The sequence below is a fragment of the Flavobacterium galactosi genome (genome assembly GCF_048158585.1).
GTDB classification, from domain to species: Bacteria; Bacteroidota; Bacteroidia; order Flavobacteriales; family Flavobacteriaceae; genus Flavobacterium; species Flavobacterium galactosi.
Genome location: NZ_JBLNKV010000001.1, coordinates 841883 through 866706 on the forward strand (window position 1 = coordinate 841883; position 24824 = coordinate 866706).

27 protein-coding genes and 1 pseudogene are annotated in these 24824 nt (G+C 34.8%); 16 read left to right on the forward strand and 12 right to left on the reverse strand.

Features of this window, described 5'->3' with window-relative positions; translation table 11 throughout:
* Positions 1 to 13: 13 nt before the first annotated feature.
* The 8 genes and pseudogenes from ACM55M_RS03555 to ACM55M_RS03590 all read left to right on the forward strand — a co-directional run bounded on the left by ACM55M_RS03555 (position 14) and on the right by ACM55M_RS03590 (position 4902).
* Positions 14 to 1762: a RagB/SusD family nutrient uptake outer membrane protein gene (locus tag ACM55M_RS03555; RefSeq protein ID WP_416856119.1), complete on the forward strand. Its 1749-nt coding sequence runs from the start codon at positions 14 to 16 to the stop codon at positions 1760 to 1762.
* A gap of 196 nt (positions 1763 to 1958) precedes the next feature.
* Positions 1959 to 2273, forward strand: a complete 315-nt coding sequence (locus ACM55M_RS03560; RefSeq protein ID WP_416856120.1) for a hypothetical protein — start codon at positions 1959 to 1961, stop codon at positions 2271 to 2273.
* Between the two features lie 110 nt (positions 2274 to 2383).
* Positions 2384 to 2527 (forward strand): hypothetical protein, encoded by a 144-nt coding sequence (locus tag ACM55M_RS03565; RefSeq protein ID WP_416856121.1) that lies wholly within the window; start codon positions 2384 to 2386, stop codon positions 2525 to 2527.
* A 3-nt stretch (positions 2528 to 2530) separates the two neighbouring features.
* The gene (locus ACM55M_RS03570; protein WP_416856122.1) at positions 2531 to 2674 is read left to right on the forward strand and encodes a hypothetical protein; all 144 of its coding nucleotides are present in this window, start codon (positions 2531 to 2533) and stop codon (positions 2672 to 2674) included.
* Positions 2675 to 2749: 75 nt separating this feature from the next.
* Positions 2750 to 2893, forward strand: coding sequence for an FGGY family carbohydrate kinase (locus ACM55M_RS03575; protein ID WP_416856124.1), 144 nt, complete (start codon positions 2750 to 2752; stop codon positions 2891 to 2893).
* A pseudogene (locus ACM55M_RS03580) lies at positions 2841 to 3032 on the forward strand (xylose isomerase); the annotation flags it as partial. The gene ACM55M_RS03575 and the pseudogene ACM55M_RS03580, both read left to right, overlap by 53 nt.
* Positions 3033 to 3196: 164 nt before the next feature.
* The gene (locus ACM55M_RS03585; RefSeq protein WP_416856125.1) at positions 3197 to 4471 is read left to right on the forward strand and encodes a Y-family DNA polymerase; all 1275 of its coding nucleotides are present in this window, start codon (positions 3197 to 3199) and stop codon (positions 4469 to 4471) included.
* Entirely contained in the window at positions 4462 to 4902 is a 441-nt protein-coding gene (locus tag ACM55M_RS03590) for a LexA family protein (protein ID WP_416856126.1), read from the forward strand. The genes ACM55M_RS03585 and ACM55M_RS03590 overlap by 10 nt, the downstream gene beginning before the upstream one ends.
* Before the next feature lie 164 nt (positions 4903 to 5066).
* On the opposite strand, the gene frr is transcribed toward ACM55M_RS03590, so the two are convergent.
* From frr to ACM55M_RS03605, 3 genes are all read right to left on the reverse strand, one after another.
* Entirely contained in the window at positions 5067 to 5630 is a 564-nt protein-coding gene (gene frr, locus ACM55M_RS03595) for a ribosome recycling factor (protein WP_416842508.1), read from the reverse strand.
* Between the two features lie 79 nt (positions 5631 to 5709).
* A complete protein-coding gene (pyrH, locus tag ACM55M_RS03600; RefSeq protein ID WP_416856127.1) occupies positions 5710 to 6417 on the reverse strand; it encodes a UMP kinase in 708 nt (235 codons plus the stop codon).
* Between the two features lie 67 nt (positions 6418 to 6484).
* Positions 6485 to 7264 (reverse strand): patatin-like phospholipase family protein, encoded by a 780-nt coding sequence (locus ACM55M_RS03605; RefSeq protein ID WP_416856128.1) that lies wholly within the window; start codon positions 7262 to 7264, stop codon positions 6485 to 6487.
* Between the two features lie 105 nt (positions 7265 to 7369).
* Between ACM55M_RS03605 and ACM55M_RS03610 the strand changes: the two genes are divergently transcribed.
* Positions 7370 to 7972: a thioredoxin family protein gene (locus ACM55M_RS03610; protein WP_416856129.1), complete on the forward strand. Its 603-nt coding sequence runs from the start codon at positions 7370 to 7372 to the stop codon at positions 7970 to 7972.
* Between the two features lie 367 nt (positions 7973 to 8339).
* Here ACM55M_RS03610 and truB read toward each other — a convergent pair whose 3' ends face one another.
* The 6 genes from truB to ACM55M_RS03640 all read right to left on the reverse strand — a co-directional run bounded on the left by truB (position 8340) and on the right by ACM55M_RS03640 (position 14144).
* A complete protein-coding gene (gene truB, locus ACM55M_RS03615; RefSeq protein ID WP_416856130.1) occupies positions 8340 to 9038 on the reverse strand; it encodes a tRNA pseudouridine(55) synthase TruB in 699 nt (232 codons plus the stop codon).
* A complete protein-coding gene (locus ACM55M_RS03620) occupies positions 9038 to 9838 on the reverse strand; it encodes an undecaprenyl-diphosphate phosphatase (RefSeq protein WP_416856132.1) in 801 nt (266 codons plus the stop codon). The genes truB and ACM55M_RS03620 overlap by 1 nt, the downstream gene beginning before the upstream one ends.
* Complete coding sequence (locus tag ACM55M_RS03625) at positions 9839 to 10081, reverse strand: DUF3098 domain-containing protein (protein WP_416856134.1); 243 nt, start codon at positions 10079 to 10081, stop codon at positions 9839 to 9841. It abuts the gene before it with no gap.
* 89 nt (positions 10082 to 10170) lie between these two features.
* The gene (locus ACM55M_RS03630; protein ID WP_416856135.1) at positions 10171 to 11046 is read right to left on the reverse strand and encodes a cell division protein FtsX; all 876 of its coding nucleotides are present in this window, start codon (positions 11044 to 11046) and stop codon (positions 10171 to 10173) included.
* A 130-nt stretch (positions 11047 to 11176) separates the two neighbouring features.
* Positions 11177 to 13744, reverse strand: coding sequence for a TonB-dependent receptor (locus tag ACM55M_RS03635; RefSeq protein WP_416856137.1), 2568 nt, complete (start codon positions 13742 to 13744; stop codon positions 11177 to 11179).
* 52 nt (positions 13745 to 13796) lie between these two features.
* Positions 13797 to 14144 carry a winged helix-turn-helix domain-containing protein gene (locus tag ACM55M_RS03640; protein ID WP_416856139.1) on the reverse strand — a complete coding sequence of 116 codons (348 nt, stop codon included), beginning with the start codon at positions 14142 to 14144 and terminating at the stop codon, positions 13797 to 13799.
* 311 nt (positions 14145 to 14455) lie between these two features.
* Between ACM55M_RS03640 and ACM55M_RS03645 the strand changes: the two genes are divergently transcribed.
* From ACM55M_RS03645 to ACM55M_RS03665, 5 genes are all read left to right on the forward strand, one after another.
* Positions 14456 to 17497: a leucine--tRNA ligase gene (locus ACM55M_RS03645; RefSeq protein ID WP_416856141.1), complete on the forward strand. Its 3042-nt coding sequence runs from the start codon at positions 14456 to 14458 to the stop codon at positions 17495 to 17497.
* A gap of 178 nt (positions 17498 to 17675) precedes the next feature.
* Positions 17676 to 18527, forward strand: coding sequence for an alpha/beta fold hydrolase (locus ACM55M_RS03650; protein WP_416856142.1), 852 nt, complete (start codon positions 17676 to 17678; stop codon positions 18525 to 18527).
* Positions 18527 to 18997 (forward strand): RNA polymerase sigma factor, encoded by a 471-nt coding sequence (locus ACM55M_RS03655; RefSeq protein WP_416856143.1) that lies wholly within the window; start codon positions 18527 to 18529, stop codon positions 18995 to 18997. Before ACM55M_RS03650 ends, ACM55M_RS03655 begins: the two co-directional genes overlap by 1 nt.
* On the forward strand, positions 18987 to 19583 hold the full coding sequence (locus tag ACM55M_RS03660) for a hypothetical protein (RefSeq protein WP_416856144.1): 597 nt from the start codon (positions 18987 to 18989) through the stop codon (positions 19581 to 19583). Before ACM55M_RS03655 ends, ACM55M_RS03660 begins: the two co-directional genes overlap by 11 nt.
* Before the next feature lie 95 nt (positions 19584 to 19678).
* The gene (locus tag ACM55M_RS03665; RefSeq protein WP_416856145.1) at positions 19679 to 20365 is read left to right on the forward strand and encodes a zinc metallopeptidase; all 687 of its coding nucleotides are present in this window, start codon (positions 19679 to 19681) and stop codon (positions 20363 to 20365) included.
* Positions 20366 to 20463: 98 nt separating this feature from the next.
* Here the strand turns inward: ACM55M_RS03665 and ACM55M_RS03670 are convergent, their stop codons facing one another.
* From ACM55M_RS03670 to ACM55M_RS03680, 3 genes are all read right to left on the reverse strand, one after another.
* Entirely contained in the window at positions 20464 to 20934 is a 471-nt protein-coding gene (locus ACM55M_RS03670; RefSeq protein ID WP_143387568.1) for an Lrp/AsnC ligand binding domain-containing protein, read from the reverse strand.
* A 263-nt stretch (positions 20935 to 21197) separates the two neighbouring features.
* A complete protein-coding gene (locus tag ACM55M_RS03675) occupies positions 21198 to 21947 on the reverse strand; it encodes a uroporphyrinogen-III synthase (RefSeq protein ID WP_416848228.1) in 750 nt (249 codons plus the stop codon).
* A 13-nt stretch (positions 21948 to 21960) separates the two neighbouring features.
* Positions 21961 to 22632, reverse strand: coding sequence for a DUF4271 domain-containing protein (locus tag ACM55M_RS03680; RefSeq protein WP_416856146.1), 672 nt, complete (start codon positions 22630 to 22632; stop codon positions 21961 to 21963).
* A gap of 105 nt (positions 22633 to 22737) precedes the next feature.
* Between ACM55M_RS03680 and ACM55M_RS03685 the strand changes: the two genes are divergently transcribed.
* Both ACM55M_RS03685 and ACM55M_RS03690 read left to right on the forward strand, forming a co-directional pair.
* Positions 22738 to 23463 carry a polyprenol monophosphomannose synthase gene (locus tag ACM55M_RS03685; protein ID WP_416856147.1) on the forward strand — a complete coding sequence of 242 codons (726 nt, stop codon included), beginning with the start codon at positions 22738 to 22740 and terminating at the stop codon, positions 23461 to 23463.
* 12 nt (positions 23464 to 23475) lie between these two features.
* Positions 23476 to 24816, forward strand: a complete 1341-nt coding sequence (locus ACM55M_RS03690) for a dihydroorotase (protein WP_416856148.1) — start codon at positions 23476 to 23478, stop codon at positions 24814 to 24816.
* Positions 24817 to 24824: the final 8 nt, after the last annotated feature.

The window sequence follows — 24824 nt, forward strand, 5'->3', positions numbered from 1 at the left end:
GAAACAACATACAATGATAACAACAATTAAAACAAAAACAATCACTAGCATCCTATCCATACTATCGGGTATGCTGCTACTACTTAGTCTAGGCTCTTGTGAAGAATATCTGGATGTGCAACCCGAGGATAAGCTTTCAGGAGTTCAAGTATATCGAGATGTATTTGATGCTGATGCTGCCGTTATAGGAATTTATGGTAAGTTTATGGCACTTGCAGAAAAGCACGTAATGCTTAACGAAATGCGCGCCGATTTAATGACTACAACAAGAAATTCAAGTCCTTATTTAAAGGAATTGTCTGAGCATAATGAAACGGCAGAAAATCCATATATTAATCCGAAACAATTTTATGAAGTAATTCAAAATTGTAATGATGCGTTAAAAAATTTCGATATCATGCTGGCTAAAAAGAAATTTACGCAAGCACAGTATGAGCAACGTTATGCCGATGTGGGATGCATTCGTTCTTGGGTTTACTTGCAATTAGGGATACACTTTGGAAGCGTACCTTATATCACAGAGCCTATTGAAACTTTAGATGATGTTAAAAATGTGAATAAATATCCAAGAATTCCTCTTACTCAACTTGTTGATAAGCTGGTCTCTTTTACAGAGGGACTTACTTATAAAAAACAATATGAAGTAGGAAGCAGTTTAGTAATTACTGTTGATGGATATAATACTGCTAAATTCTTTATAAATAAGGAGTGTCTATTAGGAGATTTAGAACTTTGGAAAGGGGACTATTTAAAAGCGGCGTCACATTATAAAACCGTTTTGGAGACTGCATCTACTAGCGGAAGTGATACGGAGCGTTATGAGGTGTATCGTATAAGTAATTTTGCTGGTAGTGGTAATAATGATTTACTGGTTAATTATACAAGAAGTCCCGATGTTTCTACTTTGCTTAATACGGATACACAAGGTTGGAGGTCTATTTTTGCTAGAAGTAAAGATGCTGTATGGAATACTGAATGGATTTGGTCACTGCCTTTTGATAGTAAGTTTGCTCCTGCAAATCCTTTTATCGCTATTTTTTCCAAAACATCGGGTAATTATTTGGCTAAACCATCGCAACGTGCTATCGATCTTTGGAATAGTAATACCCAAAGTAATGGTATCCCTTATGATGCGCGTGGTTCAAAATTCACGTACAAGACGGTAAGTGGTGATCCTGTGATTATGAAATACCTTTACAAATCTGAAACCGCTGCCGATCCGTTTAAAACAGAAGGAGATTGGTTTTTATACCGTGCTGAAAAATTACATTTGCGTTATGCTGAAGCGGCTAACAGAGATAAGCAACATCGAATTGCCGATGCTATTTTAAATAATGGTATAAAAGCAGCTTATAATCGTGGGGCACTTAATAGTGCTACAGCTGATGTGACTAATGCGATGAAGACCAAGGGCGCTTTTCCTTATGATTTTGATGCGCGTCAAGGAGAATTTCCTTACTATAGAGCTAATTGGTATCGTGGAGGGGGTATTAGAAGTCGTGCCTATTTACCAAGAGCGGCAGTAGTAGGGGATAGTTTAATTTCTATTGAAAATAACATCATTGATGAAGCTGCTTTGGATTTGGCTTACGAAGGAAACCGTTGGGAGGATTTAGTTCGTATCGGTTTACGTAGAAATGATCCTGCTTTCTTAGCGGATAAAATTTATGATAAATTGAGTAAGGAAGGCAATTCACAAGCCGCTACAGTAAGAGCTAAATTAATGAATGTAAATAACTGGTACTTGCCATTTACTTGGTAATAACAAGGAAGTTTTCTTTTGACTCTGATTGAGTTAAATAATAAAAACCCATAAAATGCAACTCTAAGGATTTGCATTTTATGGGTTTTTTATTGTAATCCTATTTGTAAAAGAATTCACCTTTCATCATAATAATATCGATAATTTTAAAACGATCATTAACAATAGTGTTGGGAAGTATTATAAATATATTGTGATGAATTTTGATGATAAAGAAGTAGCTTCTGTCTTGACCGCTATTCCTAATGAAAAACTATTGCTCATTGATTGGAACATACATTCGAATGCTAAAAATAATTATGTTTTTCAAGATTTTGGTAAAGCTTTTTATGAATCTTTAAAAGGGGCGGTTGATTTGTTTAGAAAATACAAAGAAATTGATTTTGTGTATCCTAATTATACAAATCACCCCTTAGAGACGGTTACTTTTTTTAAAAAATTTTGTAGAGAATTCGAGTTTGATTTTAAAATTATTACCAATGCCAATGATTTTAACATTGAAAAAACATAGCATATATTAGTGTAAGCGACAGAATCCTTGGGATATTCTTAGAACAATGTCGAGAAAAAAACTTTGAACCAGGAAAAGATGTAGGTTTCTTATCTTACAATGAAACCCCTATGAAGAAATTTATTTACAAAGGAGTTTCAGTCATTTCGACTGATTTTAAGGAATTAGGAGCTAAAGGAGCCGAATTTATTACAAATGACGAACCGATGCAATATTATGTGTCAACAAATTTAATAATAAGAGAATCATTATAAATTATGTATTATATAGGGTATGATATAGGAAGTTCTTCCGTCAAGGTAGCCTTGGTAGAAGCAAAAACGGGTAAAAAAATAGTTGTTTTACACGAGCCTCAAAATGAAATGGAAATTGTGTCATTACACCCAAATTGGGTCGAATAAGATCCTGAAATGTGGTAGCAACATATATGCGCGGCAACAAAAAGAGCCCTTAAAGAATCCAATGTTGAAGCTTCTATGATAACGGGTATTGGTATCTCGTATCAAATGCATGGATTGGTTATGGTTGACGAAAAACACAACCCATTACGGAATGCTATAATATGGTGTTACTTCCTCTCCTTACGAAAAATTAAGAACCGAAAGATACCGTTCTTTTGATTCTGGAAACGGAAAAGCTTTTGAAGAAGGAAAGTTAGACTTACAAGCGTTATACAGAATTGCTCAAGAGAATGGAGAGCTTACTTTGCAAAGCGGTAAACAAGAACTTTTTGAAAATATTATAAATCAATACATATAAAATTTAGTTTAGACTATTTTTATATGTTAGATAAAAATGGGAATCAATAATTAGTTATTTAAAGTTTTAAAACGAATTCTTGGTCCCCTTTTTTTATTATCAACAGTGCTAAAATTAACTTTTATTACGGACGTGCATACAGGCATATTGAGTAATTTTGTACGATGTATGCTTTAGTCGATTGTAACAATTTTTACGCTTCCTGCGAAAGGGTTTTTCAACCTCAATTCGTGGGGCAGCCTGTTGCGATATTGTCCAATAATGATGGTTGCGTGATTTCCAGAAGTAATGAAGCCAAAGCTGTTGGAATTCCAATGGGTGCGCCGGCATTTAAGATTAAGGAATTGGTAAAAGAGAAAAATGTAACGTTATTTTCTTCGAATTATGCCCTTTATGGTGATTTGAGCAATCGGGTGATGGCGATTTTAGGACAGTTTACCCCTAATGTCGAAATTTACAGCATTGACGAAGCCTTTCTGAATTTTGATGGTCTCAATGTTGCTGATTACCATGATTATGGAGTCCAAATGAAAACCCGTGTCCAAAAATGGGTAGGAATTCCAGTTTGTATCGGTTTTGCACCAACTAAGGCATTGTCTAAAGTAGCCAATAAAATTGCCAAAAAATTCCAAGACAGAACAAACGGTGTTTATGTAATCGATACTGATGAGAAACGCATCAAAGCGTTGAAATGGACCAAGATTGAAGACGTTTGGGGAATTGGATATCGCATGAATAAAAAGATGAAAGTGCGAAATATTACTACTGCATTAGATTTTATCGCTCCACAACACGAAGCCTGGATTAAGAAAGAAATGGGAGTTATCGGCCTTCGGTTGAAATATGAATTAGAGGGAAAATCAGTTTTGGATTTAGAACCTCTTGTGGATCAAAAGAAAAGCATTGCCATAACCAGAAGCTTTCCAAAACAGATTTCTGATTTTGATTTGTTGCGGGAACGCATAGCCACTTTTGCATCGGTTTGTGCCGAGAAATTACGAAAGCAAAACTCGTGTTGCCATACGATTATTGTACTGTTAGTCGTCGATAAGCATACTGTGCAAACGTCAAAATATTATTTTAATATGGCCGTTACCTTGCCTTATGGGACTAATTCTACTTTGACAATTTCGAATGCGGCAATAGCTATGTTGAAAAAATTGTACCAAGGGAATGAAAATATAAAATTCAAGAAAGCCGGCGTTATTGTGACGGAACTTATTGATGAAAATAGAAAACAATTGCAGTTGTTTGAGGAGGAAAATCCAAAACATTTGGAGTTGATGAAAGTGATGGACCGCCTAAATACTAAAATTGGAGACAAAAAAGTAAAGTTGGCTACTCAAAATTTAAAGCTGACTTGGAATATGAACCAGAAGTATTTATCGCCTAAATACACCACTAATTTTAAAGATATTCTCGAAATAAAATGCCAATAAACAAAGAACAAAAACTAACATTCTTTCTGCCTGATTTTGAAAGTGACTTAAAAATTCCTTTCATGTCCGAGGGCGTTTCGGCGGGATTTCCCTCTCCGGCTGCCGATTTTATGGAAGCCAATATCGATTTGAACAAAGAACTAAGTGAAAATCCTTTGGCTACTTTTTATATCAAAGTCAAAGGAAATTCCATGATTGATGCCGGTATAAATGACAAAGATGTTCTGGTCGTGGATCGAAGTTTAGAACCTCAAAACAACAAAATTGCGATTTGTTTTATTGATGGGGAATTTACTGTAAAACGCATTCAGCTGGAGAAAGATTGTTTGTATCTTATGCCTGAAAATCCCAATTATTCTCCTATAAAAGTCACCGAAGAAAACCAATTAATCATTTGGGGAATTGTGACATATGTGATAAAAAAGATTTAAAACAGTTCTGTTTTGTTGAAACATTAATTCCGAAATTAAATGGTTCAACAAAAGACTTTGGATTAAACCAAAAAAAAACAGTTTCAAGAATATTCTCGAAACTGTTTAATTTAATGTTTGTGTCTAATAAAACTAGCTTGTATTTAACTCAAGACGTTTAAAAGTTATACCTTCATGATTTCAGCTTCTTTCGAAACTAAAAGCTCATCTATTTTACGGATGTAACTGTTGGTTAAGTTTTGAACTTCCTCTTCGGCACTTTTACAAATGTCTTCGGATGTCCCTTCTTTTTCTAATTTTTTTATATCAGTATTCGCATCTTTCCTTGCGTTACGAATACCCACTTTAGCATCTTCGGCTTCTACTTTAGCTTGTTTGGCAAGATCACGTCTTCTTTCCTCTGTTAATGCCGGAACGCTTATGATAATTACATCCCCGTTATTCATTGGGTTGAAACCAATATTGGCCACCATAATTGCTTTTTCGATTACATGCAGCATGTTTTTTTCAAAAGGCTGTAAAGTAATCGTTCTGGCATCAGGAACACTGATTTTAGATACTTGTGAAAGCGGTGTTGCAGACCCATAATAATCTACAAAAACACTTCCTAACATTGCTGGAGACGCTTTTCCGGCACGTATATTTAAAAATTCTTTTTCTAAATGTGCAATAGAACCGGTCATAGATTCTTTAGTACTATCTAATATAAATTCAATTTCTTCGGTCATTTTTTTAGGTTTTTAGATTTCTTGGACTGTTGGATTTTTAGACTTTAAGCATTAATAATCTAACGATCTAATAATCTATTTATATATTTACTACTGTTCCTATGTTTTCTCCTTCGCAAATTTTCAACAGGTTACCCACTTTGTTCATGTCAAAAACTACAATTGGTAATTTGTTTTCCTGACTTAATGTGAATGCCGTGGTGTCCATTACATTCAATCCTTTTTTAAGAACATCTTCAAAGGAGATGAACTCAAATTTCACCGCCGAAGCATTTTTCTCCGGATCGCAATCATATACACCATCAACACGAGTTCCTTTTAGAATTACATCGGCATTAATTTCCACACCACGTAAAACGGCTGCGGTATCTGTTGTAAAATAAGGATTTCCTGTTCCTGCACCAAAGATCACAATTCTCCCTTTTTCAAGATGACGATCTGCTCTTCTTTTTATATACGGTTCCGCTATAGATTCCATTTTTAGCGCAGTTTGTAAACGAGTTTTCATCCCTTTCTCTTCCAATGCGCCTTGCAAAGCCATTCCGTTAATAACGGTAGCCAGCATTCCCATATAATCTCCTTGCACTCTGTCCATTCCTGCACTTGCTCCCGCAACTCCTCTAAAAATATTTCCACCACCTATTACAATGGCTATTTCTACTCCTTTTTCATGAATTTGCTTGATTTCGTCAGCATATTCAGCTAATCTTTTTGGGTCAATTCCGTATTGCAAGTCGCCCATTAAAGCTTCGCCACTTAGTTTAAGAAGAATTCTTTTGTATTTCATTTTGTGTTGAGTTGATTGGTGCAAATATAGACATATTCTGTTTTTTAAAAAAAGTGTTGCTTAAAATTTATAAATTAAGTTTTCCGTAGGATTTTTTTGCGGCTTCATAGCCAATGTTGAAGATCGCATCCATTTTAATCTTATTCGTTTCAAAAGTACTATAGAGACACAAATCCTTTGGTTCAATAACCCAATCGCAAACGTTGAATTTGTGCATATTTGAATTTGCCGAAAGGATGTCAAAAGCGCGGGTAGTTACAGCTTTTATCGAGCTTAAATCTTTAGCTTCAATTTTTTGAAGAGGACTTACGTAAACTCCAATGACGGTATCACATTGTCCTTGTAAAATATCTGAGGGAAAATGATTTAATATGCCACCATCACTATATAATTTTCCTTTAATTTCGTACGGAGACAAAATCCCGGGAAATGCAGATGAAGCTAAAATAGCATCAATAATGGTTGTTTCAGGACCAAATATTTTTAGTCTTCCTCTAACCATATCAGTCGCCGTAATATGAATTGGAATTTTTAGTTCCTCTAGTAATGCATCCTTGAAAATAGCATAAAAATAACTTTTGAAAGATTCAGAATCAATTAGACCTGCTTTTGTGAAGGTAAAATGTTTCCAATGAAAAAGATAGATAGACTTAAAAAACTCCAGGATTTCGTCGGGTGTTTTTCCCCACGCATACAAGGCACCAACAATCGAGCCTGCGCTTGTTCCGGCAATCCGAGAAGGAAAGATGTTTTTCTCTTCCAAGAATTTAATTGCACCAGCATGTGCTATACCTTTAGAACCTCCGCCAGAAAGTACAAGTCCTATTGATTTCGTTTTTAAATCCATTCTAAATATTTGATATAAAATTAGTCTTTTTGTGGAATGGAAACTGATATAAGTCATGTTTAAAATCCGATTTTATGGTAACTTTGTGTAAATAAATCACTTATCATGAAAATTACTATAGCCAAAGCATTATTTAACAGTCACTCGTATTCAGAATATAGAAAACTAGTTTCTGATTTGTTATTTGATGGAAAATCAACGGGTAATGAACAATCCGAAAATTTGACACAGTACAGTTCTTTGAATGAAACGCGTATGGATCGTTTGGATAAAACGATGAAAATTCCGGATGAAAATAGCTTTAAATTAAAAAATTTAAAAAGCGAATACATCTGGTTAGTTATTTCCGAAGGTTGGTGTGGAGATGCAGCACAAATACTGCCTATTTTTAATCAAATGGCCATTGCTTCCGAGGGTAAAATAGAAATGAAAATTGTTTTGCGTGATGAAAACGAGGAATTGATGAAATTGTTTTTAACCAATAAAAAAAGAGCAATTCCCAAATTAATTATAATTGATAGAGAAACGGGAAGTCTACTAGACAGTTGGGGACCCAGACCAAAAGACGCGACGGATTTGATAAATGATTATAAAAAGAAATTTGGAGCAATTGATGAAAAAGTTAAAACGGAATTACAATTGTGGTATTTGAAAGATAAAGGATTAAGTACCCAGGAAGAAGTGATTAATTTGATGCAAAATATCTGATGTAAAAAGTAGGTTTAGCTATACGTTTTTTGATACAAAAAAATAACTTTGTTTTTTTGTTGTATCAAAAAAATATTGTAATTTAGTAATTGCCAACCAAGTTTACTATTTTATTTACGATTTACTTTTTTTATTGGTGTTTAATATTGTTTCACAATTAAAAAAAACATCGTTATGAAAAAGCTATTTGAAAGGTTTTATGATTATTTATCGCGCTTACTATTTGGAGGTAAAAACGTAACTCATTATTAAAACCAACGGCACAGCCAAGTAAACAAAAAAAAGTATGGATTAAAACTACTTTAACTTTTTAGAAAAAACACATAGCAAGTTCAATTTTGTATTTGTCATGTGTTTTTGCTTTTGATTACAATTGAGGAGCCAGACTTTGTTCAAATGCTTCAACATCCATTCCGTCATTTACATTATAATCACCAATTTTTGTTCGGCGTAAAGCGGTTAAATGCGAACCTGAATTCATAGCTTTTCCAAAATCAAAAGCCAGCGAACGAATGTAAGTTCCTTTGCTGCAAACTACTCTGAAATCGACTTCGGGAAGCGCGATTCTTGTAATTTCAAATTCGTGTATAGTTGTTTTTCTCGTTGCAATTTCTACTGTTTCTCCTGCTCTGGCGTGCTCATACAAGCGAACACCATCTTTTTTTATAGCGGAGTAGATAGGTGGTTTTTGATCTATTTCACCTAGAAATTGTTTTACGGTTTCCTGAATTAAAGCCTCATCAATATGTTCTGTTGGAAATGTCTGGTCAATTTCGGTTTCTAAATCATACGAAGGTGTTGTCGCCCCAATATAGAACGTTCCGGTGTATTCTTTGGCTTGACCCTGAAGTTCCGTAATTCTTTTGGTAAATTTTCCGGTGCACACTAAAAGCAATCCGGTTGCCAATGGATCTAAAGTTCCGGCATGTCCAATCTTGAATTTTTTTGGAAGCCCTAGTTTAGTAATCAAAGCCCATTTCAATTTGTTCACTGCCTGAAAGGAAGTCCAATGCAAAGGTTTGTCAATGAGTATGATTTGTCCTTCTAAAAAGTCTTCGGTTGTCATTAAATAATGGTCAAGGGATGAATAAAAAAGTGGATTATCAATAATATAATTCCAGCTATAATTCTGTAATAACCAAATAGTTTAAATCCTTTTCGGCTTAAAAAACCAATGAATGATTTTATGGCTAAAAGTGCCACAATAAATGCCACCACATTACCAATGATAAGAAAGTTAATTTGATCGTGTGTCAGTACATATCCGTCTTTGTAATAATCATAACATTTTTTTGCAGTTGCGCCCAACATGGTGGGAACGGCAAGAAAAAAAGAGAATTCTGCTGCGGTAGTTCGAGATAATTTCTGAGACATTCCGCCTACAATACTGGCACCACTTCGGGAAACACCGGGAATCATGGCAAGGCATTGGAACAATCCAATTTTAAATGCTTGAAGATAGGTGATTTCTTTACTGACTGGAAAACCAACTTCTGAAACTGCAAACCAATCATCTACTTTTAATAAAATAATTCCTCCTATCAAAAGAGAAACAGCAACAGTAACCGGACTTTCTAGCAAAGCATCTATTTTTTTGCTGAAAAGCAATCCAAAAACTACTGCTGGAATAAAAGCGACAAGTAGTTTAAAGTAAAAATCAAAGGATTGAAAGAATCGTTTGAAGTATAAAACTACAACCGAAAGAATAGCTCCCAATTGAATGACAATCGTAAAAAGTTTTGTAAAATCATCATGTGCAATTCCAAAAAAAGAAGATGCGATAATCATATGTCCAGTTGAAGAAACAGGTAAAAATTCAGTAATTCCTTCAATAATGGCAAGAATAATAGCTTGTAATGTATTCATTTATGCTTTTTTTGGATTTTTAAGAATAGCATAAACAGTGATTCCAAAACCGATTAAAACAGTTGTTGGAGCCAAACGAATTCTTCTGAAATCAAATATTGCTTCACTAAATACTTTTGGATCATTACTTCCGCCGCCTGACATTAGAATAAATCCTAAAGCAATTACTCCAATCCCAATCAATAGAATTTTATAATTTATTTTATAAAAAAGAAATTCTTGTTTTTGTTCTTCGTTTTTCATTTATGCTGGAATTATAAGGCTTTTTTAAAATCCTAAAATTGATGTTGTTTTAATCTCCTATCTTTAAACTGAAACCTGCTGTCTGAAATCTAGTAAAGATCGTCTGTTCTTAAATTCAAAAAGCGTTGTGTTGCAAAATAAGTGCTTAGCCAAGTAATCAAAACACCGATTCCCAAAACACCTAATAAAACTAAGCCAACCAGTAATTTGTCGTCAAGAATACCAAGGTCAGGAAAATTAGTTTGAACGTAAATCAAAACGCCAATCAACGCTAAAACGGCCAAACCTGCACCAATCATTCCCAGTTTTATGCTTCGCAACACAAATGGTTTTCTGATAAACGCTTTGGTAGCACCTACCATTTGCATGGTTTTGATGATAAATCGATTCGAATGTATGGATAAGCGTAAAGAGCTGTTGATTAATAAAACAGCGATAACGGTAAAAAATCCGCTGATTATTAAAATCCACATACTCACTTTTTTGATATTGTCATTTACTAGATTCACTAATTGTTTGTCATAAACAATATCCGAAATCATGGCATTTTTACGCAAATGTGTTTCGATTTTTGCAATACTGTCCTTGATTACATAGTCTGCTTTTAAGTGAATGTCGTAAGAGTTTTGCAAAGGATTTTCACCTAGAAATTCCATGAAGTCTTCCCCAATAATATCAGTATGTTGTTTAGCTGCAGCCTCTTTAGTGACATAAACATATGATTTTGCAAAAGCAGCCGATTTTAAATCAGTTCCAAAAGCTTTCAAGATACTGTCATTAGCGTCGTTTTTGAAAAACACCGTCATGGCAATTTTTTCCTTGAAATCATCGGCCAGTTTTTTAGAATTTATAATGAAAAATCCTAACATTCCTAATAGGAATAATACCAAGAATACACTTAGTACCACCGAAAAATAAGAGGAAATTAATCTGCGTTTTTGAAATTTATCAAAATTAGAAGTCATAGTTTATTGTAATTAAGGGGTAAAAATAATAAAGAATTTCTTTATTTAAAGTTAATAACGCTCAAAGTTTTAACTTTCGTACAATAAACGTAAATTTCAAAAGCAAACCAATCTTTTAAGGACTCTTTTTTTAGAGTTTGCCAACATTCCAAGTCAATGATACATAATACAATCCTCCAATTGATGGCCCGCCTAACATAGAATAATAGGTTTTGTTTAGGAAATTGGTTCCTCCGAATTTAGCGGTCACGCCTGTTTTTTCGAAATTATAATTTACTTGTGCATCCATTGACCAGTAGGCAGGTACTTCGCCACTAACAAGGAAAGAAACATAATCATATTTGTTTTGACAGCGATACGTAACACTTGCCCCAAGGTTCTTCCACAAATGTTCTGTTACGATTGTTCCATTTGCAATGAATTTAGGCGTGTTGAAACCATCTTCTAAACCATCTTTATCATCCGTTCGGTCTAATTTGGTATAGGTTACATTTCCTAAAAATGAAAACACATTGTTGTATTTGTATTTCAATCCTACACTACCGCCATAATTGTAAATTTTACTTTTAGAATTGGTCCATAAACGGTACCGGCTTTGTGTAGCCTTAGAATAAAGGGCTGTTGGTATTTGTGCAGCATCTGTTGTGTTAGGGATGCTTGCTTCAACTTGTGCGATAAAATTCTCATAGGAGTTGTAATAAAAATCGGTATCAATAAACAAACTCTTATTTAGGGTAACTCCTCTAAATCCAAATTCAAAAGAACGAACAAATTCAGGTTGTAAATAAGTATATGGGTTTTTCTGGATTATCGCTTTATTTTTGTCGATTGCATGTGCCTGTGTTAGACCAAGCGTATTAATATCGCTGGTTACTTGGGCTTGGAATTTATCAATAGATGCTTTTGTATACGAATTTTCGAAAATTCCGTCAGACATTATTTTCAGTCCTCCCACTCGTTTTACACCACCGCTGTTCACGTTAGAAAAACCTTCAAAAATACTGGGGAATCGGTACCCGCTTTGGTAAGAAGCTCTAAAGTTGATTTCCTCTTTTGGAGAAAATACAGCAGTAAATCGAGGGGTAAATTTCAAATCGAAATAATCTGCTTTGTCTGCGCGAACGGTTGCACTCAGACGTAATTTTTTGTCAAATAAATCCTTGCTTAACTGGGTAAATCCCCCTGTTTTTCCATAGGTTAGGTTTTTGCCATCATCAACTGGATTTACAAAGTAATTTCCGTCGGGAACAATGATGTACGTTCTATAATCAAAACCACTTAAGAGTTGTGTGTCGATTTTTTTTAAAAAGTCAGCAAAAACTTTATCCCAATTAAACAAACCTTCCGCATGCACTAAAGAAGATTTTACTCGTAAAGCGGCACCGAAATCCCAATTATTGGTGTTGACCAGTTCTTCTTTCTTTTGATTATAAGCCTCAGTACCAGGAATAAATCTTCCTTGATCAGATGTTGCTCTAGCCATTCTATGGGCATCTGCAATGGTAGCCCCAGTGGGTACCGCATTGTTATAGGCTGTAGTATAATTGGCAAACCACTGGTCGTCCGATTTGAAAGCCCGATCCATGTTTTCTGCCAGAGAGCGCATATTGTATGATTTTCCAGTGTTCTCTTGGGTTAAATGCGTTCGTATCTGAAAAATATTGGTATGATAATCAATGCTATATTGATGTAAGGTATAATCTTCTAATCTAAAACGATTCGAACGTTGGTAGACCGTATTGATTAAAGCTCCTTTATACGTTATGGCTAATTCCTGTCCCTTTTTTGGACGGAAATACAACCCAATATCACCTTTGTAGTTTTGGATGTTGTAATCTGCAATGTCGGTTTCTCTATATCCCGTTCGGGCTACAATGTATTTTTTCCCATTCAGGGTTACCGTTCTTCGGTTTGCCGATTCGTTTCCATAACCATTTACTTCATCAAAAGCAGGATTATCAGCTCCATATAAATTGGTTGAAGAATTTATATTTGGAGCCAAATCGGTTCTGTTGTCTGCAACCCAATCCGTTCCTCCAGTTGTGGAACCATTTATTTTAAAAGCAATTCTGGAATTTATTGCTTTAGCATAACGGAAATTGGTCTGGTTGTAAAGCTGTGGAGAGAAGCGGTCTACATGTCCAACATGATTCACACCAGTTAACTGCTGAATGCTCAATCCTTCATATTCAAAGGGGTTTTTGGTTTGAATATTTGCTAGTCCATTGATGGCATTCATTCCATATAGTGCAGAAGCCGCTCCGGGAATGACTTCAATTTTATAGATGTCAAGGTCGTTTGCTCCAAGCGCATTGGCGATGGGCGCCCCCAGATGTGGTGCTTGGTTGTCTATGCCGTCTACTAATTGGGCAAACCGCACATTGGTTGTGTTGGCAAATCCTCTCGTGTTGATGACTTTAAAACCTAAACTTGGTGTGATAATTTGAACTCCTTTTAAGTTTTCGAGTGCATCAAAACTGGATGAGGAACCCATGTTTTTTGCATCTGCAGCTTTTAATTGTTCAATACTTATAGGAGATCGTAAAAATGTTTCTTGAGTACGGGAAGCGGTAACGACTACTTCTTTCAGCATTTCTTTTTTGAGGCTGTCTTGGCTTGTTTTTGAATTTTCTTTTTGGGATTGTGCCAAGCTTTTTAAGCTTAGTAATACTAGTATCAGATATAATCTTGATTTCATAAAGGGTATTTTTTTCAGTATGTTTTAAAAAGAATACTGCTGTTCAAATTTTTTAAAATTTCAAATTCAATGTTTCTTTTCGGGCAAAATCTTGAATTTTCTTTTCTAATGCATAAAAAGTCTGAATGGCTCTTTCTCCGGCTTCTGTCAATCTGGCGCCACCACCACCTTTGCCACCAAGTAGTTTTTCTACCAGTGGTTTTTCGGCACGTTTGTTCATTTCTTCCACTAATTGCCAAGCTTGACGATACGCCATTTTCATTTCTTTGGCTGCATTAGTGATAGAACCCGTTTTTGCGATATTCTCCAGCAACCATATCTTTCCAATGCCTAAAAAAGGACCGTCAGCTTCTTCAATCCAGATTCTGACTGCTATGATGTATTTTTTATTTTCTTCCATCAGTATGTTTTAAAAAATATAGTGAAAAACAACTAACTCCTTATAAATAAAATCTTGTAAGATTTGATACATTTAAAGTACGTAGATATTATTTTACAAACATAAGTATTTTTACTTATTTTTAAATAATTATTTATTTCTTTCTTTGTCAAAGAAATAGCTTTGGTACAATGTACAATAAACGTAAATTTGCCACTCAATTTTTGTGCAACCCTTTCAGGGTTCAAAACCCTGAAAGGGTTAAATAAATACCTATTATGACTTGAGTTAGCGATAGCATGACTCCATTAAAAAACAATATATAAAGAGGAATGAAATACAATCCGAACGAAATAGAGGCCAAATGGCAAAAATATTGGTTAGAAAACGCAACGTTTAAAGCCGAAAACAACGCAACAAAACCTAAATATTACGTACTTGACATGTTTCCTTATCCATCTGGAGCGGGATTACACGTTGGGCATCCGCTGGGATACATCGCTTCTGATGTTTATTCCAGATATAAAAGACACCAAGGTTTTAATGTGTTGCACCCTATGGGTTATGACAGTTTTGGTTTGCCTGCGGAACAATATGCCATTCAAACGGGTCAACGTCCGGAAGATACGACTTCGGTAAATATTGACGGAGGAACGGATAAAGAAGGAAATAAAATTGCGGGTTACAGAAAGCAATTGGATAAAATTGGGTTCTCCTTCGATTGGAGCAGAGAAGTGCGTACTTCAAATTCGGATTATTACAAACATACGCAATGGATTTTCATCCAATTATTTAATTCTTGGTACAACAAAAATAGCGATAAAGCCGAAGATATTTCGACTTTGGTTTCCATCTTTGAGAAAGAAGGAAACGCTCCCGAAACTTCGGGATTAAATGCAGTTTGCGATGATACTATTGAAAGCTTTTCAGCAAATGAGTGGAACGCTTTCGCAAAAGAACAGCAGGAGCGAATTTTGCTGCAATACAGATTGACCTATTTAGCCGAGACTGAGGTGAACTGGTGTCCTGGATTAGGAACTGTTTTGGCGAATGATGAAATCGTAAATGGTGTTTCAGAGCGTGGCGGTTTTACAGTGGTGCGCAAGAAAATGACCCAATGGAGCATGCGAATTTCGGCTTATGCGGAACGTTTGTTACAAGGATTAAATGTTATTGATTGGAGTGAAAGCATTAAGGAAAGTCAAAGAAACTGGATTGGAAAATCTGTTGGAGCAACGGTGGAATTTAATATTCAAAATTCAGAAGCTAAAATTGCGGTTTTCACGACTAGACCTGATACCATTTTCGGAGTGACGTTTATGACATTGGCTCCGGAACACGAATTGGTTTCACAAATAACTACTCCGGAACAAAAAGCGGAAGTGGAAGCCTATATAGAAAAAACGTCAAAACGTTCCGAAAGAGAACGTATGGCCGATGTTAAAACCATTTCGGGAGTATTCACCGGAGCGTATGCGGAACATCCGTTTACCAAAGAGCCGATTCCGGTTTGGATTGGGGATTATGTTTTGGCAGGTTACGGAACAGGCGCTGTGATGGCGGTTCCTTGTGGTGATGAAAGAGATTATGCTTTTGCAAATTTCTTCAAAGGACATCCCGAAGCTTCGGGAGGTATGCCAGAGATTAAAAACATTTTTGCAAATGTCGATATTTCTGAGGTGGCGTATGGTTCGAAAGACAATGTGATTATCGCTAATTCGGATTTCCTAAACGGATTGAATTACAAAGAAGCGACCAAAAAAGTTATCGAAGAACTGGAAAAGTTAAACCAAGGAAAAGGAAAAACGAATTACCGTTTGCGTGATGCCGTTTTCTCTCGCCAACGCTATTGGGGAGAGCCGTTTCCGGTATATTATGTGAATGGATTGCCGCAAATGATTGATGCGAAACATTTGCCAATCATCTTGCCGGAAGTAGAGAAATATTTACCAACCGAAGAAGGTTTGCCGCCTTTAGGTAATGCTTTGATTTGGGCTTGGAATACAGAAACGAATGAAGTGGTTAATACGGATTTAGTCGACAATAAAACAATTCATCCTCTTGAATTGAACACGATGCCAGGTTGGGCAGGAAGTTCATGGTATTGGATGCGTTATATGGATGCGCACAATGAAAACGAATTTGCCAGTAAAGACGCTTTGGCCTATTGGGAAAGTGTGGATTTATATATTGGCGGAAGCGAACACGCAACCGGACATTTATTGTATTCTCGTTTTTGGAACAAATTCCTAAAAGATAAAGGTTTTGCACCAACCGAAGAACCATTCAAAAAACTGATTAATCAGGGAATGATTTTGGGAATGAGTGCATTTGTTTATCGTGTTATGCCATCTGTGACGGTTAAAAAACTTGTTGAGTTTGGTAATATGGAAAATGTAAAACTTAAAAAATATTTCATTTCAAAAAATATTTATTCAAATGTCTTATCAGGAGATTTCACGGGAATAAAATCTATTATTGAGGAAGTAGAAAATGAATATAAAGCACAGGATTTTATTGTTGAATGGAATTTTGTAAAAACGAATTATAACCCAATTCATGTTGATGTTTCGTTTGTAAATTCTTCGGATGAATTAGATATTGAGAAATTCAAAAACTGGAGAGAAGATTATAAAGATGCTGAATTTATCACCGAAGAAAACGGAAAATACATAGTAGGTCGTGAAATTGAAAAAATGTCGAAATCTAAATACAATGTGGTAACTCCGGATGATATTTGCAATGAATACGGAGCAGATACGTTGCGTTTGTATGAAATGTTTTTGGGACCATTGGAACAAGCAAAACCTTGGAACACGGCAGGAATTTCGGGTGTTTTTGGATTCTTGAAAAAACTGTGTCGTTTGTATTTTGATGAAAATGGTTTGATTGTTGCCAATGACGCACCAACCAAAGACAACTTAAAATCATTACACAAAACCATCAAGAAAGTAGCGGAAGATATTGAGAGCTTCTCTTTTAATACGTCGGTTTCTCAGTTTATGATTTGTGTGAATGAATTGTCCACTCAAAACTGTCATTCTCGTGCTATTCTGGAACCATTAGCGATTGTGATTTCGCCTTATGCGCCACACATTGCCGAAGAATTATGGTCGTTATTAGGAAATACAGGTTCTATTGCAACGGTTGATTTTCCACTATTCGACGCGCAACATTTGGTGGAAAGCAGCAAAGAATATCCGGTTTCTTTCAATGGAAAAATGCGTTTTACGATGGTTTTACCTTTGGATTTAACCAAGGAACAAATCGAGGAAATCGTTATGAAAGACGAAAGAACCATCAAACAATTAGAAGGAAGAACGCCAAATAAGGTGATTATCGTTCCTGGGAAAATCATCAATTTGGTTGGATAAATAATGCGTCCACAGTATATAATCAATCCTAATTCTAAATTTTAGAATTAGGATTTTTTTTGTTTTGCAAACAACTAATAAACAGAAAATTAAAAATTACTTTTAACTTTTGTAACATTTTAATATGTCCTGTATCTAAAAGGCGAATTGGATCATTTAACAACTTAAATCTATTAAAATGAAAAAGTATCTCTTCTTGATTATCGCCTTATTATTTTCAGCATTGTGTTTAAATGTATTCGGACAAACTAAATCGTATCCGTTTGAAATCACCAAAACAGGAAAAGGGAAACAATCCATAATCTTTCTGCCCGGATTTGCCAGTTCTGGGGATGTCTGGAATGGAACAAAATCTAATTTTGAAAAAGAATTTACTTGTTACACTTTTACTATGGCTGGTTTTGCCGGGGTTAAACCACAACCAAATGCTTCATTTAAAAGTTGGGAAACAGAAATTGCCAATTACATAAAAGCAAACAAAATCGAAAGACCAATTATAGTTGGTCACAGTATGGGTGGCGGTTTGGCGCTTGCGCTTGCTTCAGATTATCCAGAACTAATAAACAAAATTGCAGTTGTTGATGCGCTTCCTTGTTTGGCTGCTTTAAGGGATCCTTCTTTTAAATCACAAGAAAATAACGATTGCACTTCAATGCTCACTCAAATAACGGCTATGTCTGAAGATGAATTTTATCAAATGCAAAAAAGAAATATGGCCATGCTTTTAGCAGATGCTACAAAACAAGATGAAGCAATTAGCTGGAGCATGAAATCAGACAGAAAAACGTTTGGCGAAATGTATTGTGATTTTTCCAATACCGATTTGAGAGATAAAATCGCGAAAATACAATGTCCTTCATTGATATTGCTGGAGTTTGGTTTTTCAAATTACAAAGCTCCTATTGAGGCGCAATACGAAAATTTAAAAACGGCCAGTTTTCAATATTCAAACAAAGGGTTACACTTTATTATGTATGATGATAAAGAATGGTATTTGGCACAATTAAACAACTTTATACAATCGAAATAATGGAGTTTGAAGAATTATACAAATCCTATTGGCAGAAGATATTTCGTTTATGCATGGGTTACGTAAATGATTATGACATTGCGCAGGATATGACTCAGGAAACGTTTATTATTGTTTGGCAAAAACTCCATACATTTAGGAATGAAGCCAGTATTGGAACCTGGATTTTTCGGATTGCATCTAATAATTGCCTGAGGCAAATAGAAAAAGAAAAACGATTTCCCAAGTCAGAACTTCCAATACATATTATAGAAGAAAAGCACTATTCGCCAGAACCTCAGATTCAATTTTTGTACCAATGCATTGCTGAACTACCAGAAATCGACCGTATTATTATTTCACTCGAACTGGAAGATGTAAAACAAACAGAAATAGCCAATATCGTTGGGCTTTCTGAAGCGAATACGAGAGTGAAAATCCATAGAATAAAAGAAAAATTAACTCAAAAATTTAAAGAAAATGGACAATAATATAGACTTTAAAGATTTATGGAAAAAACAGGCAGTAAGCCAGCCCAATATGGACGAATTGCTTTCTAAACTGAAATATTTCAAGAGAGCTAGCTTAAGGAAATTAGTTATAACAAATGTTTTGCTTATTGCGACAATTGCGTTTATTATTTCTATCTGGTATTATTATCAGCCTGAGTTTATTTCAACCAAAATTGGAATTGTTTTAACTGTTTTGGCAATGGTTATGTATTTATTCGTTTACAATAAATTAGTAGCATCTTATAAAACGATTGATGGTGCTCAAAGCAATAATGACTATTTGCAAAAATTAATTTCGATTAAAACAAAACAACAGTTTTTGCAATCTACCGTATTGAGTTTATATTTTATACTGCTCGGATCCGGGTTGTGTTTGTACATGTATGAATACACATCCCGTATGACAATATTTTGGGGAATTTTTACTTATGTAGTAATGTTGGGATGGATTGGGTTTACCTGGTTTTATTTAAGACCAAAAGAAATCAAAAAAGAGCAAGCTAGAGTCAACGGTTTGATCGCTAAATTTGAAGCTGTAAATAAGCAGTTTAGTGTTAATGAATAATTTTGTTGCTGTTTTCTTGTGTCATTTTGACATTGTAAAAAATTGGTTCAAAATTTGATGTTTTATTTTAAACATTTAAAAAAACAAACAAAAATATGGGAATGAGTTATTTGATTCTTGCTGGAGCAATTATGCTGTTTAGCTGGTTAGTTAGTTCAAGACTGAAAAGCAAATTTGAACATTATTCTAAATTACAATTACAAAACGGAATGTCTGGTGCTGAAATCGCCGAGAAAATGCTTGCTGATAATGGAATTCGGGATGTGAAAGTAATCTCGGTTGCGGGGCAATTAACGGATCATTATAATCCTTTGGATAAAACAGTAAATTTAAGCGAGGCAGTTTATAATCAACGTAATGCGGCTGCGGCTGCTGTTGCTGCACACGAATGCGGTCACGCCGTACAACATGCCGTAGGATATAGATGGTTGACGATGCGCTCGCAATTGGTTCCAATTGTAAATGTGGCTTCAACGTACATGCAATGGATTTTACTGGCTGGAATTTTGATGATTAAAACTTTTCCTCAGTTGTTATTAATTGGAATCGTGATTTTTGCGGCAACAACGTTGTTTTCTATTATTACTTTACCAGTAGAATATGATGCGAGCAATCGTGCGTTAGCTTGGTTAGAAAATAAAAGAATGCTGACACAACAAGAGCAGGCTGGAGCAAAAGATTCACTAAAATGGGCTGCAAGAACCTATGTAGTGGCTGCTTTAGGATCTATTGCAACTTTGTTGTATTATGTTTCAATCTATATGGGCGGAAGAAGAAATTAATTTTCGCTCCAAAAATATAAAATCCGCCTTGTTTAAACCTGAGGCGGATTTTTTTTGTCCAATAACTTAAAATGAACAATTAATCGATTAACTCAAAATTACAATTGAATCTGTCTGTCAATTTGTTGGTCTAATGATATGAACGTTTCTGTTCTGGAAACGCCTTCGATGGCCTGAATTTTGGTGTTTAGTAAATGCATTAAATGCTCATTATCACGACAAATAATTTTGATTAATATCGACCAGTTTCCTGTAGTGTAATGGCATTCTAATACTTCAGGGATTTTTTTCAAATCTCTTACCGCTTCCGGATTCCGAGCTGCTTTGTCTAGGTAAATCCCAACAAATGCCATCGTATTATAACCTAGAATCTTATGATTCACGGTAAACTTGGATCCTGAAATAACGCCGGATTGTTCCAATTTTCGCAATCTCTGGTGAATGGCAGCTCCTGAAATCCCTATTTTGTTTGCGATTTGAAGGATTGGTTTTCGGGCATCTTCCATCAGGTCACGTAAAATTTCTTTATCGATACCGTCTATTTCTACTATAAGGGAGTTTATTTTCATAAGTTGTTATTTTAAACTAAACTATTGTATTTAGTTTGAATTGAAAATCAAATTTAAGGAAAAAATGATTAATGTTAATAAAAATATAAGATTACTGTGCTTTTTTTAGGCTCAAATGAACTTCTATTTCTTATATGGGTTGTATTTAGCAACATATAAGAAATAGAAGTTCATTTAAGAAATAATGTAATTATTCAATTTTGTCGCATAAAAAAAGCCATTCGGATTGCGAATGGCTTTTGATTGTATTGAAAAGTAATTTTCTATTTTCCTTTATTTGCTTCTACAATGTATTTTTCCAAAGCCATTGTCATTGAAGGTGTTGCTGGTGTTGGTGCAAGAATATCTACTCTTAAACCATGATCCAACGCTTCTTTTTGTGTAGTACTTCCAAAAACAGCAATTCGGGTATCGTTTTGCTTGAAATCTGGAAAGTTCATAAACAATGATTTTATTCCGGTTGGGCTAAAGAAAGCCAAAACATCATAATATACATCTGCTAAATCAGATAAATCGCTCATTACAGTTTTGTAAAAAACCGCTGGAGTCCAGTCCACTTTCAATGCATTCAGCGTTATTGGCGCATCTGCATTTAATTGGTCTGAAGCAGGTAATAAGAATTTTTCGTCTTTGTATTTTTTTATCAGTGGAGATAAATCAGCAAAATCTTTAGGACCCACGTAAATTTTACGTTTTCTGTACACTACATATTTCTGCAGGTAAAAAGCAATTGCTTCAGACTGGCAAAAATACTTTAATCCCTCAGGTACTTTAAAACGCATTTCGTCAGCAACTCTGAAGAAATGATCAACAGCATTCTTACTGGTTAAAATAATTGCCGTGTAATGATTAAGATCGATTTTTTGAAGTCTAATCTCTTTTGCATTAACGCCTTCTACATGAATAAAAGGTCTGAAATCAATTTTAACTTTATGCTTTTGTTGAAGCTCAAAGTAAGGGGAATTTTCCACTTTAGGTTCGGGCTGTGACACCAAAATTGTTTTCACTTTCATATTTTAACATTTTCTACGCGCTCCCTTTTGTAAGCCAATAATACATAAAGTAATAGGGGGCTATTTCAAGAGCGCAAAGATATAAAATAAAATAAAACAACTTACCTAATATTAAATTTTGATAATTTTTTATTGAAATTATATATGCTAACATGTTCATTATTAATACTATACAAATAATAAATAATGGAATATTTCTTAAGATTGTGTCGTAATAGAACAGAATAATATTGATTGGCAGGATAAATAATCCAATATAGGTTCTATAAGTCACTTTTTGGAGGTTAAATTGTTCTACAAATTCCTCCATATTGAATGCTGTACCAATAATTTTTTCTATGAGATATTTCGATAAAATGAAAAATATAAGGAAAGTGATTATTTGAATATAAAGTATCCAATCTGTTTTTGTGGCATATCCAAACTGACTCAACGAAAGTTGAATAAAAAATGCAAATGAAATAACCTGCACTAAAAATAAAGAAACAGTAAAACCGCTTTTAAGATGGCTGCTGTCTCTATATATTTTGGTGTATTTATTTGAAAAAATTAAATTTGCAAAATCACCAAAACGATTTTCGAAAACAGATTTGGTAATAGCAATAATAGCAAATGACAACACAAATAAAAGTGTGGCCCAGTCTTTATTTTCGGTTATTCTTGGATGAAGTATATGTTCAATCATAGGGATGCAAAATTACTAATTTTTTACATCATTCTTTTTTATTATAAATTTATTATGAATCAAATGGCATAAAAAGTTTACTTTTGCGTTGAAATTACTCAAAATATGAACGATTGTATTGTTATAATTCCTACCTATAACGAAATTGAAAATATCGAAGGCATTATTAGAACGGTGCTTTCACAACACAAGCCTTTTCATGTTCTTATTATTGATGATAATTCGCCTGACGGTACAGCGGATAGAGTACTTATGCTACAATCGGAGTATAAAGACCGATTGTTTTTAGAAAAAAGAGCCAAGAAATCCGGATTAGGAACTGCTTATGTACATGGTTTTAAATGGGCTTTGGAACGAAAATATGGTTTTATTTTCGAAATGGATGCTGATTTTTCGCACAACCCAAATGATTTAGAAAAATTGTATAATGCGTGCCATTTAGGAGATGCCGATTTAGCAATTGGGTCCCGATATGTAACGGGTGTGAATGTGGTAAACTGGCCATTAAGCCGTGTTTTACTATCGTATTTTGCCTCTGTTTATGTCCGATTTATTACAGGAATGGAAATCCATGATGCGACAGCGGGGTTTGTATGTTATAAAAGAGAGGTGCTGGAAAGTATCAATTTAAATAAAATAAAGTTTGTAGGTTATGCATTTCAAATTGAAATGAAATACAGAACCTACTGTAAAAAATTCCAAATTGTTGAGGTTCCAATTATTTTTACAGATAGAACAAAAGGACAATCTAAAATGAGTAATTTAATTATTAAAGAGGCCATTTTTGGGGTTGTTTCACTTAGATTAAAAAAATTAGTCAACACATTATAAGCAGAAGATACGATGAACAGGATTTTAATTAAGAATGCCAAAATAGTAAATGAAGGAACGATTTTCGAAGGTGATGTACTAATTGAAGATGACTTAATTGTTGAAATTGCCGAAAGCATAAGCGCTAAATCTTCTCAATGTAAAATCATCGATGCCGAAGGGAATTACCTAATCCCGGGTGCGATAGACGATCAGGTTCATTTCAGGGAACCGGGTCTTACGTACAAAGGTGACATTGAATCAGAATCGAAAGCCGCGGTAGCCGGAGGAATTACTTCCTACATAGAACAGCCAAATACGGTGCCAAATGCGGTAACCCAAGAAATCTTAGAAGAAAAATATCAAATTGCTGCGGAGAAATCCTATGCGAATTATTCTTTTATGATGGGCGCTACAAATGATAATTTAGAAGAAGTTCTAAAAACAAATCCGAAGAATGTTGCGGGAATAAAAATATTTTTAGGTTCGTCTACAGGCAATATGTTGGTGGATAACGAGGCTACTTTAGAAAAAATATTTTCTAGTACGCCCATGCTTATTGCAGTTCACTGTGAGGATGAAACGACCATCAAGAATAATTTAGAAAAATACAAAGAAGAGTTTGGAGAAGAGGTTCCGGTAACGGTTCATCACTTAATTAGAAGTGAAGAAGCGTGTTATATTTCGTCTTCAAAAGCAATTGCTCTTGCTAAAAAAACAGGCGCACGCTTACATATATTCCATCTTTCGACTGCGAAAGAAATGGATTTGTTTACCAATAAAATTCCATTGGAAGACAAGAAAATCACTGCCGAAGTTTGTGTGCATCACTTATGGTTTACCAATGATGATTATGCAACCAAAGGCAATTTAATCAAGTGGAATCCGGCAGTAAAAACAGCCAATGACCGAAAAGTACTCTGGGAAGCATTGCTTGATGACAGAATTGATGTTATTGCCACTGATCACGCACCACACACACTGGAAGAAAAGAAACTGCCGTATCTAAAAGCTCCTTCTGGTGGGCCATTAGTGCAACATGCGGTTGTTGCCATGTTTGAAGCACATCATCAGGGTAAAATAAGTATTGAAAAAATTGTCGAAAAAATGTGCCATAATCCGGCTAAGATTTTCAAAATAGAGAAACGTGGTTTTATAAAAGAAGGCTATTATGCCGATTTAGTTATTATAAATTCAGGTTTGCCATGGAGTGTTAAAAAGGAAAATATTCTTGCTAAATGTGGATGGTCACCATTTGAAGGATTTACTTTTAAATCCAGAATAACGCATACTTTTGTAAACGGACAATTAGTGTATACGGCTTTCAAAGTAAAAGATATTCGTGCAGGAAAACGATTATTGTTTGACAGATAAAAGGCAAA

Excerpts from the sequence above, each read along its gene's own strand:
- frr (WP_416842508.1), bottom strand. The coding sequence starts at position 5,630 with ATGACCGAAGAAATTGAATTTATATTAGATAGTACTAAAGAATCTATG.
- ACM55M_RS03565 (WP_416856121.1), top strand. The coding sequence starts at position 2,384 with ATGAAGAAATTTATTTACAAAGGAGTTTCAGTCATTTCGACTGATTTT.
- ACM55M_RS03585 (WP_416856125.1), top strand. The coding sequence starts at position 3,197 with ATGTATGCTTTAGTCGATTGTAACAATTTTTACGCTTCCTGCGAAAGG.
- pyrH (WP_416856127.1), bottom strand. The coding sequence starts at position 6,417 with ATGAAATACAAAAGAATTCTTCTTAAACTAAGTGGCGAAGCTTTAATG.
- ACM55M_RS03680 (WP_416856146.1), bottom strand. The coding sequence starts at position 22,632 with ATGATTGAACATATACTTCATCCAAGAATAACCGAAAATAAAGACTGG.
- ACM55M_RS03665 (WP_416856145.1), top strand. The coding sequence starts at position 19,679 with ATGGGAATGAGTTATTTGATTCTTGCTGGAGCAATTATGCTGTTTAGC.
- ACM55M_RS03575 (WP_416856124.1), top strand. The coding sequence starts at position 2,750 with ATGATAACGGGTATTGGTATCTCGTATCAAATGCATGGATTGGTTATG.
- ACM55M_RS03670 (WP_143387568.1), bottom strand. The coding sequence starts at position 20,934 with ATGAAAATAAACTCCCTTATAGTAGAAATAGACGGTATCGATAAAGAA.
- ACM55M_RS03675 (WP_416848228.1), bottom strand. The coding sequence starts at position 21,947 with ATGAAAGTGAAAACAATTTTGGTGTCACAGCCCGAACCTAAAGTGGAA.
- ACM55M_RS03645 (WP_416856141.1), top strand. The coding sequence starts at position 14,456 with ATGAAATACAATCCGAACGAAATAGAGGCCAAATGGCAAAAATATTGG.
- ACM55M_RS03655 (WP_416856143.1), top strand. The coding sequence starts at position 18,527 with ATGGAGTTTGAAGAATTATACAAATCCTATTGGCAGAAGATATTTCGT.
- ACM55M_RS03690 (WP_416856148.1), top strand. The coding sequence starts at position 23,476 with ATGAACAGGATTTTAATTAAGAATGCCAAAATAGTAAATGAAGGAACG.
- ACM55M_RS03635 (WP_416856137.1), bottom strand. The coding sequence starts at position 13,744 with ATGAAATCAAGATTATATCTGATACTAGTATTACTAAGCTTAAAAAGC.
- ACM55M_RS03620 (WP_416856132.1), bottom strand. The coding sequence starts at position 9,838 with ATGAATACATTACAAGCTATTATTCTTGCCATTATTGAAGGAATTACT.
- ACM55M_RS03605 (WP_416856128.1), bottom strand. The coding sequence starts at position 7,264 with ATGGATTTAAAAACGAAATCAATAGGACTTGTACTTTCTGGCGGAGGT.
- ACM55M_RS03610 (WP_416856129.1), top strand. The coding sequence starts at position 7,370 with ATGAAAATTACTATAGCCAAAGCATTATTTAACAGTCACTCGTATTCA.
- ACM55M_RS03625 (WP_416856134.1), bottom strand. The coding sequence starts at position 10,081 with ATGAAAAACGAAGAACAAAAACAAGAATTTCTTTTTTATAAAATAAAT.
- ACM55M_RS03560 (WP_416856120.1), top strand. The coding sequence starts at position 1,959 with ATGAATTTTGATGATAAAGAAGTAGCTTCTGTCTTGACCGCTATTCCT.
- truB (WP_416856130.1), bottom strand. The coding sequence starts at position 9,038 with ATGACAACCGAAGACTTTTTAGAAGGACAAATCATACTCATTGACAAA.
- ACM55M_RS03685 (WP_416856147.1), top strand. The coding sequence starts at position 22,738 with ATGAACGATTGTATTGTTATAATTCCTACCTATAACGAAATTGAAAAT.
- ACM55M_RS03650 (WP_416856142.1), top strand. The coding sequence starts at position 17,676 with ATGAAAAAGTATCTCTTCTTGATTATCGCCTTATTATTTTCAGCATTG.
- ACM55M_RS03660 (WP_416856144.1), top strand. The coding sequence starts at position 18,987 with ATGGACAATAATATAGACTTTAAAGATTTATGGAAAAAACAGGCAGTA.
- ACM55M_RS03630 (WP_416856135.1), bottom strand. The coding sequence starts at position 11,046 with ATGACTTCTAATTTTGATAAATTTCAAAAACGCAGATTAATTTCCTCT.
- ACM55M_RS03570 (WP_416856122.1), top strand. The coding sequence starts at position 2,531 with ATGTATTATATAGGGTATGATATAGGAAGTTCTTCCGTCAAGGTAGCC.
- ACM55M_RS03590 (WP_416856126.1), top strand. The coding sequence starts at position 4,462 with ATGCCAATAAACAAAGAACAAAAACTAACATTCTTTCTGCCTGATTTT.
- ACM55M_RS03640 (WP_416856139.1), bottom strand. The coding sequence starts at position 14,144 with ATGGAAGAAAATAAAAAATACATCATAGCAGTCAGAATCTGGATTGAA.
- ACM55M_RS03555 (WP_416856119.1), top strand. The coding sequence starts at position 14 with ATGATAACAACAATTAAAACAAAAACAATCACTAGCATCCTATCCATA.